Here is a 17,821-nt window from a genome sequence, read left to right as displayed (position 1 = left end):
TAAGTGTAACTAACCTTAAAATAACTGTCCAGATAAGTATAGACGATCCAAATCTTTCTTAAAACGATAGGTTACTAAATTACCCGTGTGATAGAAGATCTATTGTGTCAAAGAGACATTACTAACTCCAAAAAGTACATAATTAAGAAAATTAAAAACTAAAACCAAGTAAGGAAGTGGAAAAATGCCAGATGTAAAAGTCCACAATTTTACCTCACTTCAACTTTTAAGAGGTATAGCTGCAGTGCTTGTTGTCTTTTATCACGGTACAGATTACCAAGGTTTTTTATCTATCTTTCAGTTCGGATATTCAGGTGTGGACTTATTTTTTGTATTAAGTGGTTTTATTATTTTCTATAAACACTATTCGGATTTTGGAAAAAAAGATAAGTTAATTCCATATATACAAAAGCGGTTATTAAGAATATATCCTCTATATTTTGTTGTAACAATGATTTATCTTGTTGTAGTACTACCCTTTAGTGATTTTTCAATAGAATATATTATTAAATCTTTTTTACTTTTACCACAAGAGAAAGACCCAATACTAGGAGTAGCTTGGTCATTACAAAATGAGTTATTATTTTATTTTATATTTAGTTTGTTTATTCTAAATAAAAAAATAATTTTTCCGTTATTTATTTCCTGGGTATTTTTTATTATTATTTTCAATGTATTGTTTAATGAAGTTCTAGATATCCCGTTAATCAGATTGATGTTAAGCTCAATGAATATTGAATTTTTATTGGGCTGTTTAATAGCATATTTAGTTGTAAATAATAAATTTCAAAATTTAAGGTGGATTACTACATTTGGAATTACTACACTTGTTCTATTGATGGTGTTAGATTTATTGGATATTTGGAATTTGCACAGAGTAATATTTTGGGGAATTCCTTGCTCAATAATAATCTTTGGTGTTGTTAGATTAGAAATAAATAATTCTTTAAATATTAAAATTCCAAAAATATGTATAGTTTTAGGAGATGCCTCATATTCAATATACTTAACCCATTTAATAACATTAATTGTAATGCCATTTATTATTAAAAGGATAGATTTTATTAACGATATTAATAATGGAACTATAGAATTGATTACCTGTATTATTGCCATATTTGTAGGCTGTATATTTTATTTTATAGTAGAAAAACCACAAATGATCTACTTGAGAAAAAAATTTATAAAGCAAAAAACAAATGACGCACGAGTAATCAGGGTATTTAAAAATGAAGTCAATAATGAGACTGATAGGTAAACTAGCAAGGATTTTTGTAGGAATAGCAAGACGAAATGAGTCTTACTGTCCAAATAAAGTCCAAAAAATAATCCCTTTAGCAGCATAGAAATAAAACATTCCAATATTTATGGAGTACCAGGTTTATTAAAAAAAGGGCAATGTGACCCATTAGGTTAGCATAACTGGCCTCCACCCCTTGGATAGGCATGACGAAGGAATGAGAGCGCAATTGACCCGCTGAGAAATGGGAGGTTTACACCCACTCAAGGTCCCAAAACGCCCCGTAACCGTGAAAATAAAAATGCATCAATTAGAGTACTGTAGCTTTGAAATATAGTTAGGTTTGGCAAGTCCATTAAATTCTACACAGTGGTGTCATTGGTCAATCGATTATTAGAAGCAAATGAAAAAGGGACGCTTAATAAGTTGTTCAAGCAAATGGAAAAACTAGATGTCATAAAAAGGGGGCAGAATTATTATTTCAAGTCATTTCTATGTGTTACGAGACCAAGAGCATTATTATTACGACGAATCTACAGTTTGGTCAATGGAATCATGTCTTCGGGGATCCCATCTTAACTGAGACAGTCATTGACCGGCTCATTCACCATTCACACTTAATCGTATTTAATGGTGATAGCCATCGCTACAAAGAGTCAGTTACACACAACTAATTTAATCGTTGGCAAGTGGATACATTATTGATTGCCGTTTTATGCATTTTTTTGATTGTCGAATACAGGTATTTTAGCACCGATGATGACATTAATATTCAATTTATGGATATCGTTATATTTTTTGCTGTGTTTTTTATCTGTCTTAGATATTATATGAGGTGGAGATTTCTTTGATTGGACAAGTTATCTAATATAACATTAACTTAAGCTTGGTCTATTGTAGAAAAGCCATTTAGAATTATAGAATGGGGATATATCATAGGAGATTTTATATGAATTCTACAAGAAAAGCCCGTTATAATCGTAACTTACACGATTATAACGGGCTTTTTCAATATTAATATTTTATTTCCAGTTAACCAGGAACAAAAACCCTCTTCCAGCCTCCTTCAATAAGTTGAAACTCCCAATGTCCTGTTGTACCAGAAGAGATAGCTGTCTCAAATGTTACATTTTGATGATGCAGAACTTTGGGTGCTTCATATTTCATTTTTACTTTGTCTTCCATAATAATTCCTCCTTATTATTTAGAACAAGAGCATGTTCCTTTGTCGAAATCGTATACATTGATTTTTTCTTTGTTGCCTGCTTTATCTATACTGTAGTATTCCAAGGTGTGGGTATCTTCGGCGTAGACATCAAATGGATTCGTGTAGACTTGCCAAGTCCCACCGTTTATACGGTATATGGTTTCTTTTACACCGGATTTATCATCAGTTGCTGTGTAAGTAACAGTTAATGCAATGATATAGGTGTTTTTATCGTTGAAAATAGGTGTCATCTTATTTTTGGTAACCGGTGGTTTTGTATCAGGATTACTAACGGTTACGATAGCTGTATCCGTGAAGCCACCTTCATCAGTTGTAACCGTGATGGTCGCTTGACCTACACCGACAGGATGGACGATACCATTTTCTACAGTGGCTACACTCGGATCGGAGGTAGACCACGTAATCCTTTGATTAGTGGCGTAAGAAGGATTTAGTGTTGCTGTTAAAGTTTGGTCCGCATCACCTAGATTAAAATTCAGTGTTTTAGGGTCAAGTGATACGCTTAACACTGGTACTGTTACAGTAACGGTTGCTGTATCTGTGAATCCTCCATCTTCCGTCGTAACGGTAATAATTGCTATACCTGGTCCAACAGGGTGGACGATACCTTTTTCTACAATGGCTACACTTGAATCAGAAGTAGACCAAGTAACACTTTTGTTAGTGGCATCGGATGGAGCAATCGTAGCAGTTAACGTTGCGTCTTTTCCACCAACAATTAGATCAAGTGAATCTGGATCAAGTGATATTCCATTAACTGGAACCGCTACGGTGATGGCTGCTGTATCGGTGAAACTACCGTCTTCTGTCGTAACGGTAATAGTAGCTTTACCTGGTCCGACTGGGTGAACGACTCCGTTATCGACAGTGGCTACACTTGGATCAGAGGTAGACCAAATGACATTTTTATTTGATGCATTGGATGGAGCAATCGTAGTAGTTAGTTTTTCATCTTTTCCGCCTACGATTAGGTCAAGTGATTTAGGGTCAAGTGATATACCGGTTATAGGAACCGTTACAATAACAGTTGCTGTATCGGTAAACCCGCCATCTTCTGTCGTAACGGTAATCATAGCCTTACCTGGTCCGACTGGGTGAACGACACCGTTATCGACAGTTGCCACACTTGGGTCAGAGGTAGACCAAGTGACATTTTTATTTGATGCGTTGGATGGAGCGATCGAAGCAGTTAACTTTGCATCTTTTCCACCTACTGTAAGATTGAGAGAATTAGGATCAACGCTTACTCCTGTCACTGGTACTGTAACACTGACTTTAGCTTTGTCTTGAAGTTTGCCATCTTCTGTTGAAACAGTAATAATAGCTGTGCCAGGACCGACAGCATGGACGATGCCATTTTTCACAGTGGCAATACTAGGGTCAGAAGTAGACCAGACGACGTTTTTGTTAGTAGCGTTATTTGGTGTAATTGTGGCTGTTATTGTTGCATCTTTTCCACCGACAGTCATGTCTAAATTTTTCGGGTTAAGTGATAAGCTTTTAATAGGTACTAGTTTACTAGCACAAACGGTTATTAAGGACCAATCGTAATGTCCATTTTTGGTAAATACTTTTACTATGGCGACTCCAGGACTTATGGCGTGCACCACTCCATCAGAAGATATGGTAGCTACTTTTGGGTTAAAAGATAACCAAATGAGTTCCTGATTTGTCGCATTCGATGGTTTAATTGTTGCTTTTAATGTAGCATCTTCTCCATCAACAGTAAGGGTTACTATTTTCGGATTTAAATACACAGATGAAACAGCGATAACCGGGTCACAAACCGTCACAGTGACTTTGTCTTTAAAATTCCCGTCCTGAGTTGTAACAGTAATTGTTGCTGTACCCGGTTTGACAGGATGCACAAGCCCGCTACTTGAAACTGTAGCTACACTCGGATTGGATGAAGTCCAGGTGACATTTTTGTTAGTGGCATTGGATGGCTTTATTGTTGCAGTGAGTGGAGCATCTTTATCATTGATGTTTAGCTTTAAGGAATTTGGATTTAAAGAAACACCTTTTACAGCAATATTAGGATCACTAACTATTACTGTGGTTCTAGCTTTAAAATTCCCATCTTTAGTTGTGACAGTAATCGTAGTGGACCCAGCGCTTACAGAATGGACAACCCCGCTTCCAGATACCTTGGCTACCTTAGTATTTGAGGAAGTCCAGGTCACCTGTTTATTTGTGGCATTAGAAGGTTTAATCGTTTCCGTAAGTCTTTCATCTTTATCCTTAATGTTCATATATAAGGTATCCGGATGTAAGGAAACACCCGTTACAGGCACAGACTTATTGCCTTTTCCACCTCCATTTGTTGCAAAGGCTTGCGAGCTACCGTTTAGATAAATAAAGAAAATCGTTAGCATTAAAATCGTGAGCGTTTTGAAATACCTTGTAAACAACATAAAATCTTCCCCCAGTAAAGAATGTTTTATAGAAACTAAACTATCTTTGGTATCCTCCCCCTATCAAAATATATTATTTATAAAGAATAAGCACGGAGAGAACAGGTTGAAGGTAATGGTATGTATTCCTCACTCACTCGATATATCTCACGTTATATAGAACTAAATACCCTATATTTTTCAGAATACCATCGTTCTCGATAAAGAACAATACGTTTGAAAAATAATTAATGAATTCATTAAATCATCATTTCTACTTATAAAAACGGCAAGTATCCTTAAATTCATGAGCATTATATTATATATTGCTTGAAATTTGTTCTTTAAAAAGAATAAATAATCCATTATAATTATCGCTATAGGATAATATTACTAATAATACAAAGAAAGGAACTAGTTATGAAAATAACCCACACAAAAATAGGGGAACATTTTATCCAGATAGAAAATGCTCCTGATTTTATAGACGGAATGTTTCGTGATTTAGGAAGCTCGAATAAAAATCCTGATCTCACCATAACCGTCCAGATGGAATTTGGAGAACCTTTTGTAGATTACGAGGTGAATGTTACTAATACGGCTGATAGAATTTATTTTCGAAGGTCGGATTATCTAGTCGAAGTAGATACAGATTACCAATTTGCCGAGATTTCCGCTTATAATGAGTTGGCTTTAAAGCATGCATTCATAAATTTATATAGTTCATTCATTGTATATCATGAATGGGGGCTGTTAATTCACTCCTCCTGTGTTATTGATAACGGAAAAGCTCATATTTTTGCAGGGCATTCGGGGGCTGGAAAATCAACGGCTGCTAAACTATCATATCCCAGAAATCTTCTGTCGGACGAAGCGACCATTTTAAAAGTTACCCCTGATAAAGTAGAAGTTTTTAATTCACCTTTTCGAAGTGAACTACGATCAGAGGGAGAAGAGGGCCACTTACCATTAGGTAGTATACAAGTTTTACATCAGTCACTTACTAATCGAAGAAGTAAATTAGCGAAGTCGGACACGCTTTTAACTTTGATTGATAAAGTGTTTTATTGGTCCGATGATCCAGTGAACACTAAAGTTATTTTGGGCATGTTAACTAAAGTTGCAAACCAGGTGCCAGCATATGATCTTTTTTTTCAAAAAAATAATTCTTTTTGGGAGTTGATCTCGTAATGGTTCAATATATACAAAGTAATCATGTGGAAGCTACACAGCTTGATGATGAGTGGATTATTTTACATACGGATACATTCACAGTCACAAAATTAAACGGAATCGGGGGATATTGTTGGGATCTTCTAAGCCAAGCTCAAACAGTGGATTCCTTGATTCAGAAAATCACGAATCAATATGACACGACAGAAGATGAATCTAAAATTGATATAGAAAATTACTTAACTGACTTATTACATTTTGGTTTAATTCAGCATGTTGTTTGATAAAGAGACAGTAGACTTATTTAAAACTGTTGTGAAAAAAGAGGGATCTTTTCATCTACCAGCTCAAGGGAACAGTATGTACCCTTTCATAAAAAGCGGTGATATCTGCTATTTTAACGAATGTAAGCTAGTTCAATTGAAAAAGGGAGATATTGTATTGTTTTATAGTGCAACAAAGCGATTGATTGCGCACCGTTATTATAAGGAAATGAAGAATAATCAACAGCGGCAATTCCTTTTCAAAGGAGACACGAATTTGGGCTACGATCAGCCCATACATGGAGAACAGATTGTCGGTAAGCTGCTTTATGTCCAAAAAAGGCATACTAAACTTTATGTTTCTAGTTTTCTAGCTAAAACATGGGGGAAACTGATTATGTCTGTTCCAATGTTGACGATTGTTTTACGAAGGTATATCAATTTTCAACGAAGGAAAAAGGGAGGGGTTAATTAATGAATCCTACATTGTTGCAAATCCTATATGATTCACATATAGGGCTGCCCAACGATTCAGCCTATTATTGGGGGCTTCTTGATGATATTGAAAAATCGAATGTTCACGCACAAACATATACTATTATGAAGCAGGGAGGGAGGTTGGAGGCAACTCCGGCGTTCTATCAACAAATATTAAAAGAAAAATTTCAACGTGTCTTATTCCAAAATATCCTTATTAAAAATCAAACGAACCAAATCCTGAATGATTTTGAGAAAAGCGGCATAGATATCATTCCGTTAAAAGGAACTGCATTTGCTGAACAACATTTTGGTCATCTAGGATCACGACCAACCTCTGATATTGATCTATTAATTATGCCTACTGATATGGATCGTGCCATTGATATAGTTAAAAGCTTGGGATACATAGAAGAGAGGAAACCAATCCCATTCCATTTTCATCGTTCATACAGTAAAGTCCTACCTGGTTCTTCTATTCCCTTAACGGTCGAACTTCATTGGGATATTTTAAAGCAGACTACTGCAAATTTTTGTGTTGAAGAAATTTGGGAGGAAGCATTATCAATAAATGACTCTTTCTATATTAAACAACTTTCTGAGTTTCATCTTTTTTATATGATTTGCCTACACGGATGGCGGCACAATATGGAATCATTAAAGTACTTTATTGATATTATCCAACTGATTTCTACTCTGAATATTGATTATGTAAGATTGCTGGAAGATACAAAACGGCATAAGACGAAAAAAAGAATTATTAGGACTTTATCGATTGTGTACCAACAGTTACCGACTCTTCATTTTCTCAACAAATTCCCCAATGAGATTCCGACTTCATATGGTCATCGGAATTCCTCATTAAAAAAGTATGTGGATTTCATTGATTATTCATTCCTTAGTTACGATTCCCCAAAACATAGCATGGTTGAGCTTTATCATTGGCTGCATCCTAAATATTAGATAGAATCCACTTACACAACTATTTTACTTCGCTCCTTTGAACTTTCATGTGTTTAACGCTCGTTCGTAAAACAATCTGATGACTTCCCTCTTCCAATAAAGAATATAGCTCTCTAAGATAACATACAGGTAAATTTTCTTCCCTAATTTAAAGAAAATTAATCCAAAATAATGTATAGTTAAAAAGACGAGATTCGAACAAACATTCGTTTCTTGTTTGTAAGCTAACTTCTTAGAGGAACAGGGGAGAGAAAGTGAACGGAACAGCACATATGGCAATAGGGGCAACAGTAGGATTTCTAACGGCGAATACTCTACAGACCGATCCAACCACTACGTTATTTCTAGTCGGTGTAGGTGGAGTTTCAGGATTAATGCCTGACATGGATATTGACGGAAAGTTGAGTAATAAGATTACCTTTTCACACAAATTCATTCGAACTTTGGCTCAAACCATCGGAGTGCTTATGATCATTTATAGTCTTCTAGCAAGTTCTGAAACGGAGAGATGGCTAGGTGTAGGCGCAGGTATCGGTATTATTATCATTTCTTCTTTTATAACACAAAGACATATGTTGACTCTTACAGGTCTTGGTATTTTAGGGACTGGGCTCTCTTTAGATGTTGACTGGCTATGGCTTTTAGGAATTTATATTATACTAGCTTCCTTTACACCGCACCGTAGTTATACCCATTCGATAGCGGGGGTTCTATTCTTTGGAGTGATTGCGTTTCAGTTCCAAGAGACATTGGGGACTGAAGGGATTTTCACTACTTGCATTTTAGGGTACATAAGTCATTTGCTGGCTGATATGAAGTTTCTGCCCTTTAATAAACGGGGGGTAAAGTTATTGCTACCATTTTTCTCAAAGGAATTTTAGGAAGAGCCGCAGTGTTTCTTTAATAGAGACATTGCGGCTTCTTTCCTTTTATATAAGGTGATCTTTATTTTAGTATCGTTTATTTCCTAAATCTACTAATGTAATATAATTGTAAAGTCCCTGTGATGCGCATGTTATGACTTTTCTAGTATATTAGGTTTAGCATATTGCATCAGGGGGTAAGTTATATTGTTAAAGAAAATTTTTGTCGGATTGTCGTTAGTTACAATGATTGGATTTGGTTCCTTTACTGGAAACAATGTAGAAGCTGCATCTTATCATACCAAAGCAATTAAAACCGCTAAAAGTGAATTAGGGACGAAATATAAAATGGGTGGTATGTCTTCTTCCGGTTTTGACTGTTCAGGTTTGGTGAAATATTCATATAACAAAGCTGGAAAGACATTACCGCGAACAGCTGCTGACATTTACAAAAAAGGAAAGAAAGTTAAAACCTTGAAAAAAGGGGATCTAATGTTCTTCTCACCGAATAAAGCAAAAAAACCAACGCATGTAGCGATATATATAGGTGACAATAAATTCATACACTCCGCATCTTCCAAGGGAGTTTCCTACGCAAAGACGAATAATAGTTATTGGAAACCAAAGTATATTGGGGCAAAACGTATATAATTAGTAAAACTATTCCTTATAGAAACGGAGATTGAGGCTGAATTCAGTCTCTTTTTTTATTTAACAGATTAAATGTGCACTAAAACTAGTCAAGCAAAATTCTTGAAAGTCAAAGAAGGTCAATGTATAATAAAGGCATAAGGTCAAAGTTAGTCAAAGTCAAATGATAACTTGTAATAATAAATAAGGAGGAGTACTCATATGTTATGTGAAAAATGTCATGAAAACCAAGCAAATATTCAGGTTCATCTCAATATGAATGGGCAACAGCATGATGTCAAATTGTGCTCCACTTGTTATAAAGAAGAACGAAATAAACTTGGTGCAGCCATGGGAGGAATGGATACAGGAAAGTTCCAATTTGATGGATTTTCAAATTCATTCAACCCTTTTAATAGTAGCAACATGCCTCCATCAAAACCCGTACAAGAAGATAAAGACGGAGGTTTGCTTGAAGAGTATGGTCACAATCTGAATGATGTTGCAAAAGCAGGACTCATTGATCCGGTCATTGGAAGAAATGAAGAAATCAAAAGAGTCATCGAAGTGTTAAATAGACGAAACAAAAACAATCCAGTTTTGATTGGTGAGCCTGGCGTTGGTAAAACAGCTATTGCAGAAGGATTGGCCTTAGCAATTGTTGAAGGAAAGGTCCCGGAAAAATTACGTAACAAACTGGTTTTTTCACTCGATATGGCATCCCTTGTAACGAACACAGGCATTCGTGGTCAATTTGAAGAAAGAGTGAAACAATTAATCAGTGAATTACAAGATAGAAAGAATGTCATTCTATTCATTGATGAAATTCACCAAATCGTAGGTGCTGGTTCAGCTGAAGGTTCAATGGATGCAGGGAATATTTTAAAACCTGCCTTAGCACGCGGTGAACTTCAACTTGTGGGTGCAACGACCCTTTCTGAATATCGGAAAATTGAAAAAGATGGGGCCCTTGAACGACGATTCCAACCCGTACAAGTTGATGAGCCGACAACAGAAGAAGCGATAGTCATTTTACAAGGTCTGAAAGATCGTTACGAGTCTTTCCATGGAGTCATGTATACTGAGGAAGCGCTGGAAGCAGCTGTTGAACTTTCACATCGTTACATCCAAGATCGCTTTCTACCAGATAAAGCGATTGACTTAATGGACGAAGCCGGCTCTAAACAAAATTTGACGATTGAATATAGACAAGAGGATGTAGTAACACAACGTCTTGAACAAATCTATAAAGAAAAAGAAAAGGCTCTAAAAGAAGAAGCCTACGAAAAAGCGGCCGAGCTTCGAGATGAAGAAGAAAAGTTGGAAAAATCCCTACAGGCTGGAGCCAATGCAGCTAAACCGAACGTCACTGTAGAAGATATACAAAGGATTATAGAACAAAAAACGGGAATTCCTATAGGCAAGTTGCAAGAAGATGAACAGAAAAAAATGGTTCACCTACAAGAGGACTTAATGAAAAAAGTCATTGGTCAAGAAGAAGCAGTCAAAAAGGTTGCAAAAGCTGTTCGTCGAAGCCGTGCAGGTTTAAAATCCAAAAACCGTCCGACCGGCTCTTTCCTTTTTGTTGGACCGACCGGCGTAGGTAAAACTGAATTGGCTAAAACGCTAGCCGAGGAACTGTTTGGCGATAAAGAAGCAATGATTCGCTTAGATATGAGCGAATTCATGGAGAAACATAGTGTTTCTAAATTGATTGGTTCTCCTCCAGGTTATGTTGGTCATGAGGAGGCAGGACAATTAACTGAGAAAGTACGCCGTAAACCATACAGCATTATTTTATTGGACGAAATTGAAAAAGCCCATCCTGATGTGATGCATATGTTCTTACAGATTCTTGAGGATGGTCGTCTGACGGATAGTCAGGGAAGGACTGTGACATTTAAAGATACTGTCATCATCATGACAAGTAATGCTGGAGTCGGTGAAAAGCAAAAAGTTATGGGATTCGGTACGAGCACTGCTGTTGAAGAAGCTTCAATCCTACAATCATTGGGTAGTTTCTTTAAACCAGAATTCCTAAACCGATTTGACAGTATTATTGAGTTCTCCACACTGAAGAAAGAAGATTTATTACAAATCGTTGATATCATGATTCATGAACTTGAAGAAACCCTGATTGCTCAAGGCTTATCACTTGTCGTGACAGATGAAGCTAGGCACAAATTGATTGAGATGGGTTATCACCCACAGTTTGGTGCAAGGCCGCTTCGCCGTGTTCTTCAGGAACAACTTGAAGATGGCATAACAGACTATATTTTTGAACAGCCTGAAGTGAAAAACTTCAAAGCTATCGTTAAAGATGACCAATTGAAAATTATCAATTCATAATGATTAGTACTAGAAATGCCTCCAAGACAGTATGACTGTAATGGGGGCATTTTTTAAAACGTTCTATAATGACCGCTCGTTTAGTTTAATAATTAGAATTCTTTTAATGAAGTCTTAGTTTGAAATAGTTTTTTTCATAAGGATATCAATTACTTGAAGGAACTGCAATAAAAAAATTGTTAGGTATAAACAAGGACTTATTTCTTTTTGCAGAGAGCATAGTATATAATATTGTTTAACAATGGGAGAAATGGTATATGTTTGATGATGAAACAGTTGTGGAATTAAAAGAAAGTGTATTCACTTTTATGGATTGGGCCATTCAAATGAAATCAAAATAGTATATAAAAAAACGAATTCCTATTTCATAAGGGGAATTTCATTGGAGGAGTGACCTATGAAAGATTCACTTTCTTATTTCGAAGAGGAAAATACCAATCAAGCACCTAAGGAAAAAGAAATCGAAAAAATTCTGGACTCCTTGCCGGTTGCAGAAATTGACCCAATGAGCCCGCAAGAAATGGATAACCTTTATTATTATGATGGCAATGATTTAGGGAATGACTTTCACCCAAATCGAACAGCTTTCCGTCTCTGGGCACCTACTTCAAGTGAAGCTAAGCTTGTTACGTATAAAAGTTGGGATGATCCTGTTGGTACCGAGTTTGATATGAAGCGCTCGGAGAAGGGAACGTGGACGGCTGAACTTCCAGGTGATCAAGATGGCTTGATATATACATACAAAGTGAAAGTCGGTAATGTATGGAATGAAGCTGTGGATCCATACGTCCGTGCCGTCACGGTTAACGGGAATAGAGGGGTAGTCATTAATTTAAATGATACTAATCCCCAAAAATGGAGTACTGATAAGCCACCATTAGCTAAACCGGAGGATGCGATTATATATGAACTTCATATCAGGGATTTATCAATTCATCCCGACAGTGGGATTCAACAAAAAGGTAAATATTTAGGTGTGACTGAAACAGATACTATAAGCCCATATGGTACGAAAACAGGAATCAATCATATTAAGGACTTAGGTGTAACTCATGTTCAATTCATCCCCATATTTGATTTTGCTACAGTAGATGAAACGAGATTGACTGAGCCTCAATATAACTGGGGATACGACCCAAAAAATTTTAATGCACCGGAAGGATCCTACTCATTGGACCCTTATCAGCCGAAACTTAGAATTAGAGAGTTAAAGCAGATGATTCAAACGCTGCATGATCAAGGTTTACGTGTCATCATGGATGTAGTTTTCAATCACGTATATACAGTGGATGACTCAAATTTTAATAAACTCGTACCCAATTACTTTTTCCGCTTTAACGAAGACGGAACACTGTCTAATGGGACGGGGGTAGGGAATGACACCGCTTCCGAACATAACATGATGCGTAAATTCATTGTCGACTCTGTGGTTTATTGGGCAAAAGAGTATCACCTCGATGGCTTCCGGTTCGATCTTATGGGGGTTCATGATGTGGAGACGATGAATGAGGTGAAAAAAGCTGTTCATGAAATTGATCCGTCTATCATTCTGTTAGGTGAAGGATGGGATATGAATACACCACTGGATGCTTCCCTGAAGGCAAACCAGAAAAACGCGCATAAGATGCCGGGTATTGCTCATTTTAATGACGCCATTAGAGATGGCTTGAAAGGTTTTGTAATGGATAAATACGATAGGGGCTTTGTCAACGGCAAACAAGGCATGGAAGATATCGTAAAAAAGGGAATTGCTGGTGGATTGAAATACGATGATCATTTAGCTACGTACCAGACCCCATCCCAGGTCATAAATTATGTAGAGGCTCATGATAATTATACTTTATGGGATAAGCTTGTCATCACCCAACCTGACGTGTCAGATGAAGAACGTAAACAGATGCATAAATTGGCAACTGCTGTCGTATTGTTATCTCAGGGAATCCCCATGATACATGCCGGTCAAGAATTCATGCGAACAAAAGATGGAGATGAAAATAGCTATCAATCCCCAGATTGGATCAATCGACTGAATTGGAAACGAAGAGCGGAATTCGACCATGAAGTAGAGTATGTAAAAGGATTAATTGCTTTGCGAAAAAAACATCCTGTATTTAGACTTACTTCGGCTGAAGAGATTGAACGGCACTTGATGTTCCTCGATGCTCCTGCAAATGTAATAGCTTATTCATTAATGACAGAAGATTCAAATATAGTTGTCGTTCATAATGCAAACTGGCATTCAATCGACATTACTTTGCCTCATCTAAAAAAGTGGTCACTTTTAGTTAATGGACAGAAAGCGGGTCTAGAAACAATAGAAGTAATTCATAGTAGTCATATTAACGTATCACCCTTAAGTTCATTTGTGATAAAAAGTGCTGCCGATTAATATCTCATGAGAACCGAAAAGGAAGAACGGTAAATTGCGTTCTTTCTTTTTTTCATGAAAAAAGATAAGATGAATCGTTCTAATGGCAAGTTTGAATCTAAAATGCTATCAAAAGTACCGGAAGAATCCAGGACAGATGTGATTATCCATTATTTTAACAAGTTTAAGGCGTTTTTAAGCAGGGTAAATTAGATTTATAGATTGACCACTTGTATTAGGAGGAGTTTATTTTGCGAGAAAAAGTACATATAAAAATTAATGGAGCGGAGACAGTTCTGGATGGCAATCAAACAGTGCTACAAATGCTTAATGATAGTTCAATAGAGGTTCCTAGTGTTTGTTATCATCCAAGCTTAGGGCCGATTGAAACTTGCGATACGTGTCTCGTTAGTGTAAATGGTGAACTTGTGAGATCTTGTTCAACTGAAATCAAAGACGGAGATGTGATTGATACATTAGCACCTGATGTGAAAGAAGCACAGGTAATGGCAATGGATAAGATCTTATATAACCATGAATTGTATTGTACGGTTTGTGATTATAATAACGGCGGTTGTGAAATCCACAATACGGTGAAAGAAATGAAAGTGAACCACCAAAGTGTTCCGTTTGATCAAAAACCTTATGAAGTGGATCAATCCAATCCATTTTACCGATATGACCCTGATCAATGCATCCTTTGTGGCCGGTGCGTAGAAGCCTGTCAAGATGTTCAAGTAACAGAAACATTATCGATTGATTGGGAAGCCAAAAGACCACGGGTCATTTGGGATAATAATGTTCCTATAAATGAATCATCATGTGTATCATGCGGCCATTGTTCAACTGTTTGCCCATGTAACGCGATGATGGAAAAAGGAATGGAAGGGGAAGCGGGCTTTTTGACAGGCATTGCTAAACAAACCCTTAGACCAATGATTGAAATTACCAAAAATGTCGAAACTGGATATGGATCTATTTTAGCCATTTCTGATATGGAATCTGCCATGCGTGATGCAAAAATCAAAAAGACAAAGACCGTTTGTACATATTGCGGTGTAGGCTGCAGCTTTGACGTGTGGACAAAAGATAGAAAAATATTAAAAGTAGAACCACAAGCAGAAGCACCGGCAAATGGTATTTCTACTTGTGTAAAGGGTAAATTCGGTTGGGATTTCGTGAATAGTGAAGAAAGGCTAACTAAGCCATTGATAAGGGAGGGCGATGCTTTCCGCGAGGCCGAATGGGAAGAGGCACTGAATTTAATTACTAGGAGATTCAAGGAAATCAAAAAAGAGAACGGACCTGATTCTTTAGCCTTCATTACTTCCTCTAAGTGTACAAATGAAGAATCGTACTTGATGCAAAAATTGGCCAGAAGCGTTATTGGAACCAATAATGTCGATAACTGTTCTAGATATTGCCAAAACCCAGCGACCGTTGGTTTGTTCAGGACCGTCGGTTATGGTGGGGATACAGGTGGAATTAAGGATATAGAAAAATCTGAACTCGTTTTGATTATTGGATCGAATACTTCAGAATCTCATCCAGTTTTATCGACCAGGGTTAAACGTTCACATAAACTTGGAAAGCAAAAATTAATCGTTGCTGATATCAGAAGACATGAAATGGCTGAACGCTCTGATTTATTCATTCAACCAGCTCCAGGGTCAGATATCGTTTGGTTATCAGCCGTGTCTAAATATATCATCGATAAAGGCTGGGCGGACAAAAAGTTCATCAGAGATCGTGTGAATGGCATGGATGAATACATCAGAAGCCTGGAACCTTTTACAATGGAATATGCAGAAAAGCATACCGGAGTAAGCAAAAAGGATTTAATCGCCATTGCAGAAGCACTTCATGAAGCTAACAGTGCTGTTTCCCTTTGGGCAATGGGTGTAACACAGCATATAGGTGGAAGTGATACTAGTACCGCCATTTCCAATCTCATGCTTATTACTGGTAACTACGGAAAACCAGGAACAGGTACCTATCCTTTACGAGGCCATAATAATGTTCAAGGAGCCAGCGACTTTGGTAGTACGCCGGACAAACTTCCTGGATATGAAATGGTCACAGATAAGAAAGTCCGGGATAAATATGAAAAAATATGGGGCACACCAGTACCTTCAAAGCCTGGACTGAACAATCATGAAATGGTCGAGGGCATTCATGAAGGCACCTTAAAGGCCATGTATTTAAAAGGTGAAGATATGGGATTAGTCGATTCCAATATCAACTATGTACATGATGCGTTTGAAAAGCTGGACTTTTTCGTAGTACAAGATATCTTTTTATCCAAAACTGCTGAATTTGCTGATGTCGTCCTTCCTGCTAGTCCAAGTTTTGAAAAAGAGGGAACGTTTACTAATACAGAACGTCGTATTCAAAGATTGTACCAAGTATTTGAACCCCTTGGTGACTCTAAACCTGATTGGCAAATCATTATGGAAGTGGCAAATAGGTTAGGTGCCGGATGGAATTATGCTCACCCAGGTGAAATCATGGATGAAGCCGCTCGCTTATCACCAATTTATGCAGGTGTAAGCTATGAGCGGTTAGAAGGATACAATAGCCTTCAATGGCCCGTTGCCGCAGATGGTCAGGATACACCACTTCTATTTACAGAAGAATTCCCATTCCCGGATGGGAAAGCACGGCTATTCCCGGTTGATTGGTCAAAACCAATCGATTTTGGAGAAGAATACGATATCCATGTGAATAATGGAAGATTATTAGAGCATTTCCATGAAGGAAATCTAACATATAAATCGAAAGGAATCACTTCCAAGACTCCAAATGCATTTCTTGAGATTTCACCTGAATTGGCTGAAGAAAGAGGCCTAGAGGATGGTACGCTAGTCCGCCTTTCTTCTCCATACGGAAATGTAAAAATACAGTGTCTCATTACCGATCGAGTGAAAGGTAAAGAGGTCTACTTGCCAATGAATGATTCGGGAGATGGCGCCATCAACTTTTTGACCAGCAGCTATGCTGATAAAGACACGGATACTCCAGCCTATAAAGAAGTACAGGCAAAAATGGAAGTATTGAAGGCGAAAGGAGAAAATCCATTACCTCGCATCAACCATCGTAATGGTAATCCTCAACCTCAAATCGGGGTACAAGTGCAGAAAAAATGGGCCCGTGAAGATTATATTTTCCCTGGTGACCTTTTAAAAATAAAAAAGGAGTCGAGGAACCGTGGCTAAAGCGACAAAAGTAATCAATCGCATAGAACTCAGTGAAGAAGAATTGCGAAAAATTGAGTTCGAAGATATTGAAAGAACTCTTCTCGAAAATAAAGAGGTCATTAAAGAAACGTTCGAAGTCATGAAAGGCATGCAGGACCGTGGAATACTTTCCATGGTCAACAGCCTGCTGAAGGAAGGAGATAAAGTCCTGAATATTCTGGTCAAAACAGCGGATACTCCTGAAACAGCCAATACTCTAAAAAACCTTCTTCTCATGCTTGGAACATTAGGAACGCTAAATGTTAAACAGCTTGAGCCACTTATCCTGAAGGTGAATTCAGGTATAGCCAGAGTCGCAGAAATTGATAAATCGGATGAAAAGTCCGGCTACCTTTCATTGGTACGTTCATTAAATGACAAAGAAGTAAAACAAGCGATGACGTTATTGATGACCTTCTTAAAAGGAATGGGAGAAGACACAAGTGATTTAGAACGAACCACTCAATTACCAGAAGATCAACAAGTTCATAAAGAAAATGAACAGGCAACCATTCAAAGACCGACTTCAAAGAAAGATTTCGGTTCAAGTATGCCCAGTAAAAGCGGAAGAGAATCAAGAAAAAGCAGTAATTGGCTTTGGATTGCAGCAGGGGTTTCCCTCATGACCCTTCCGCTTC

Annotated in this window: 12 protein-coding genes and 3 pseudogenes; 13 read left to right on the top strand and 2 right to left on the bottom strand. The window is 37.3% G+C overall.

What is annotated here, in order from left to right; genetic code table 11:
* Nucleotides 1–184 precede the first annotated feature (184 nt).
* Nucleotides 185–1,258 (top strand): acyltransferase family protein, encoded by a 1,074-nt coding sequence (locus ACQKIC_RS11010; protein WP_427591291.1) that lies wholly within the window; start codon nt 185–187, stop codon nt 1,256–1,258.
* Nucleotides 1,259–1,585: 327 nt separating this feature from the next.
* A pseudogene (locus tag ACQKIC_RS11005) lies at nt 1,586–1,914 on the top strand (ATP-binding protein); the annotation flags it as partial.
* A gap of 358 nt (nt 1,915–2,272) precedes the next feature.
* Here ACQKIC_RS11005 and ACQKIC_RS11000 read toward each other — a convergent pair.
* On the bottom strand, nt 2,273–2,425 hold the full coding sequence (locus ACQKIC_RS11000) for a hypothetical protein (RefSeq protein WP_427591292.1): 153 nt from the start codon (nt 2,423–2,425) through the stop codon (nt 2,273–2,275).
* Nucleotides 2,426–2,440: 15 nt separating this feature from the next.
* Nucleotides 2,441–4,882, bottom strand: coding sequence for an Ig-like domain-containing protein (locus ACQKIC_RS10995; RefSeq protein WP_427591293.1), 2,442 nt, complete (start codon nt 4,880–4,882; stop codon nt 2,441–2,443).
* 471 nt (nt 4,883–5,353) lie between these two features.
* On the opposite strand from ACQKIC_RS10995, the gene ACQKIC_RS10990 reads away from it, so the two are divergent.
* The 11 genes and pseudogenes from ACQKIC_RS10990 to ACQKIC_RS10940 form a co-directional block, all read left to right on the top strand.
* On the top strand, nt 5,354–6,052 hold the full coding sequence (locus tag ACQKIC_RS10990; RefSeq protein ID WP_427668629.1) for a hypothetical protein: 699 nt from the start codon (nt 5,354–5,356) through the stop codon (nt 6,050–6,052).
* Nucleotides 6,052–6,318: a PqqD family protein gene (locus ACQKIC_RS10985; RefSeq protein ID WP_427591295.1), complete on the top strand. Its 267-nt coding sequence runs from the start codon at nt 6,052–6,054 to the stop codon at nt 6,316–6,318. Before ACQKIC_RS10990 ends, ACQKIC_RS10985 begins: the two co-directional genes overlap by 1 nt.
* A complete protein-coding gene (locus ACQKIC_RS10980; RefSeq protein ID WP_427591296.1) occupies nt 6,308–6,772 on the top strand; it encodes a signal peptidase I in 465 nt (154 codons plus the stop codon). The genes ACQKIC_RS10985 and ACQKIC_RS10980 overlap by 11 nt, the downstream gene beginning before the upstream one ends.
* Nucleotides 6,772–7,737, top strand: a complete 966-nt coding sequence (locus ACQKIC_RS10975) for a nucleotidyltransferase family protein (RefSeq protein WP_427591297.1) — start codon at nt 6,772–6,774, stop codon at nt 7,735–7,737. The genes ACQKIC_RS10980 and ACQKIC_RS10975 overlap by 1 nt, the downstream gene beginning before the upstream one ends.
* A 254-nt stretch (nt 7,738–7,991) precedes the next feature.
* Entirely contained in the window at nt 7,992–8,618 is a 627-nt protein-coding gene (locus ACQKIC_RS10970; RefSeq protein WP_427591298.1) for a metal-dependent hydrolase, read from the top strand.
* A gap of 228 nt (nt 8,619–8,846) precedes the next feature.
* Entirely contained in the window at nt 8,847–9,251 is a 405-nt protein-coding gene (locus ACQKIC_RS10965) for a C40 family peptidase (protein WP_427591347.1), read from the top strand.
* Between the two features lie 201 nt (nt 9,252–9,452).
* Nucleotides 9,453–11,579, top strand: coding sequence for an AAA family ATPase (locus ACQKIC_RS10960; protein WP_427591299.1), 2,127 nt, complete (start codon nt 9,453–9,455; stop codon nt 11,577–11,579).
* A 436-nt stretch (nt 11,580–12,015) separates the two neighbouring features.
* Nucleotides 12,016–13,968, top strand: a pseudogene (pulA, locus tag ACQKIC_RS10955) (type I pullulanase); the annotation flags it as partial.
* A 54-nt stretch (nt 13,969–14,022) separates the two neighbouring features.
* Nucleotides 14,023–14,160, top strand: coding sequence for a hypothetical protein (locus tag ACQKIC_RS10950; RefSeq protein ID WP_427668627.1), 138 nt, complete (start codon nt 14,023–14,025; stop codon nt 14,158–14,160).
* A gap of 38 nt (nt 14,161–14,198) precedes the next feature.
* A complete protein-coding gene (gene fdhF, locus ACQKIC_RS10945; protein ID WP_427591300.1) occupies nt 14,199–17,162 on the top strand; it encodes a formate dehydrogenase subunit alpha in 2,964 nt (987 codons plus the stop codon).
* A pseudogene (locus ACQKIC_RS10940) lies at nt 17,155–17,721 on the top strand (DUF1641 domain-containing protein); the annotation flags it as partial. The gene fdhF and the pseudogene ACQKIC_RS10940, both read left to right, overlap by 8 nt.
* Nucleotides 17,722–17,821 lie beyond the last annotated feature (100 nt).

The organism is Peribacillus sp. NPDC046944 (assembly GCF_050272735.1).
In the GTDB taxonomy this organism is placed as follows: Bacteria; Bacillota; Bacilli; order Bacillales; family DSM-1321; genus Peribacillus.
This window is presented reverse-complemented; position numbering and strand designations above follow the sequence as displayed.

Bases quoted from the DNA above. Each gene is read 5' to 3' on its own strand.
- ACQKIC_RS11010 (WP_427591291.1), top strand. From the start codon at position 185: ATGCCAGATGTAAAAGTCCACAATTTTACCTCACTTCAACTTTTAAGA.
- ACQKIC_RS11000 (WP_427591292.1), bottom strand. From the start codon at position 2,425: ATGGAAGACAAAGTAAAAATGAAATATGAAGCACCCAAAGTTCTGCAT.
- ACQKIC_RS10995 (WP_427591293.1), bottom strand. From the start codon at position 4,882: ATGTTGTTTACAAGGTATTTCAAAACGCTCACGATTTTAATGCTAACG.
- ACQKIC_RS10990 (WP_427668629.1), top strand. From the start codon at position 5,354: ATGTTTCGTGATTTAGGAAGCTCGAATAAAAATCCTGATCTCACCATA.
- ACQKIC_RS10985 (WP_427591295.1), top strand. From the start codon at position 6,052: ATGGTTCAATATATACAAAGTAATCATGTGGAAGCTACACAGCTTGAT.
- ACQKIC_RS10980 (WP_427591296.1), top strand. From the start codon at position 6,308: ATGTTGTTTGATAAAGAGACAGTAGACTTATTTAAAACTGTTGTGAAA.
- ACQKIC_RS10975 (WP_427591297.1), top strand. From the start codon at position 6,772: ATGAATCCTACATTGTTGCAAATCCTATATGATTCACATATAGGGCTG.
- ACQKIC_RS10965 (WP_427591347.1), top strand. From the start codon at position 8,847: ATGATTGGATTTGGTTCCTTTACTGGAAACAATGTAGAAGCTGCATCT.
- ACQKIC_RS10960 (WP_427591299.1), top strand. From the start codon at position 9,453: ATGTTATGTGAAAAATGTCATGAAAACCAAGCAAATATTCAGGTTCAT.
- ACQKIC_RS10950 (WP_427668627.1), top strand. From the start codon at position 14,023: ATGAAAAAAGATAAGATGAATCGTTCTAATGGCAAGTTTGAATCTAAA.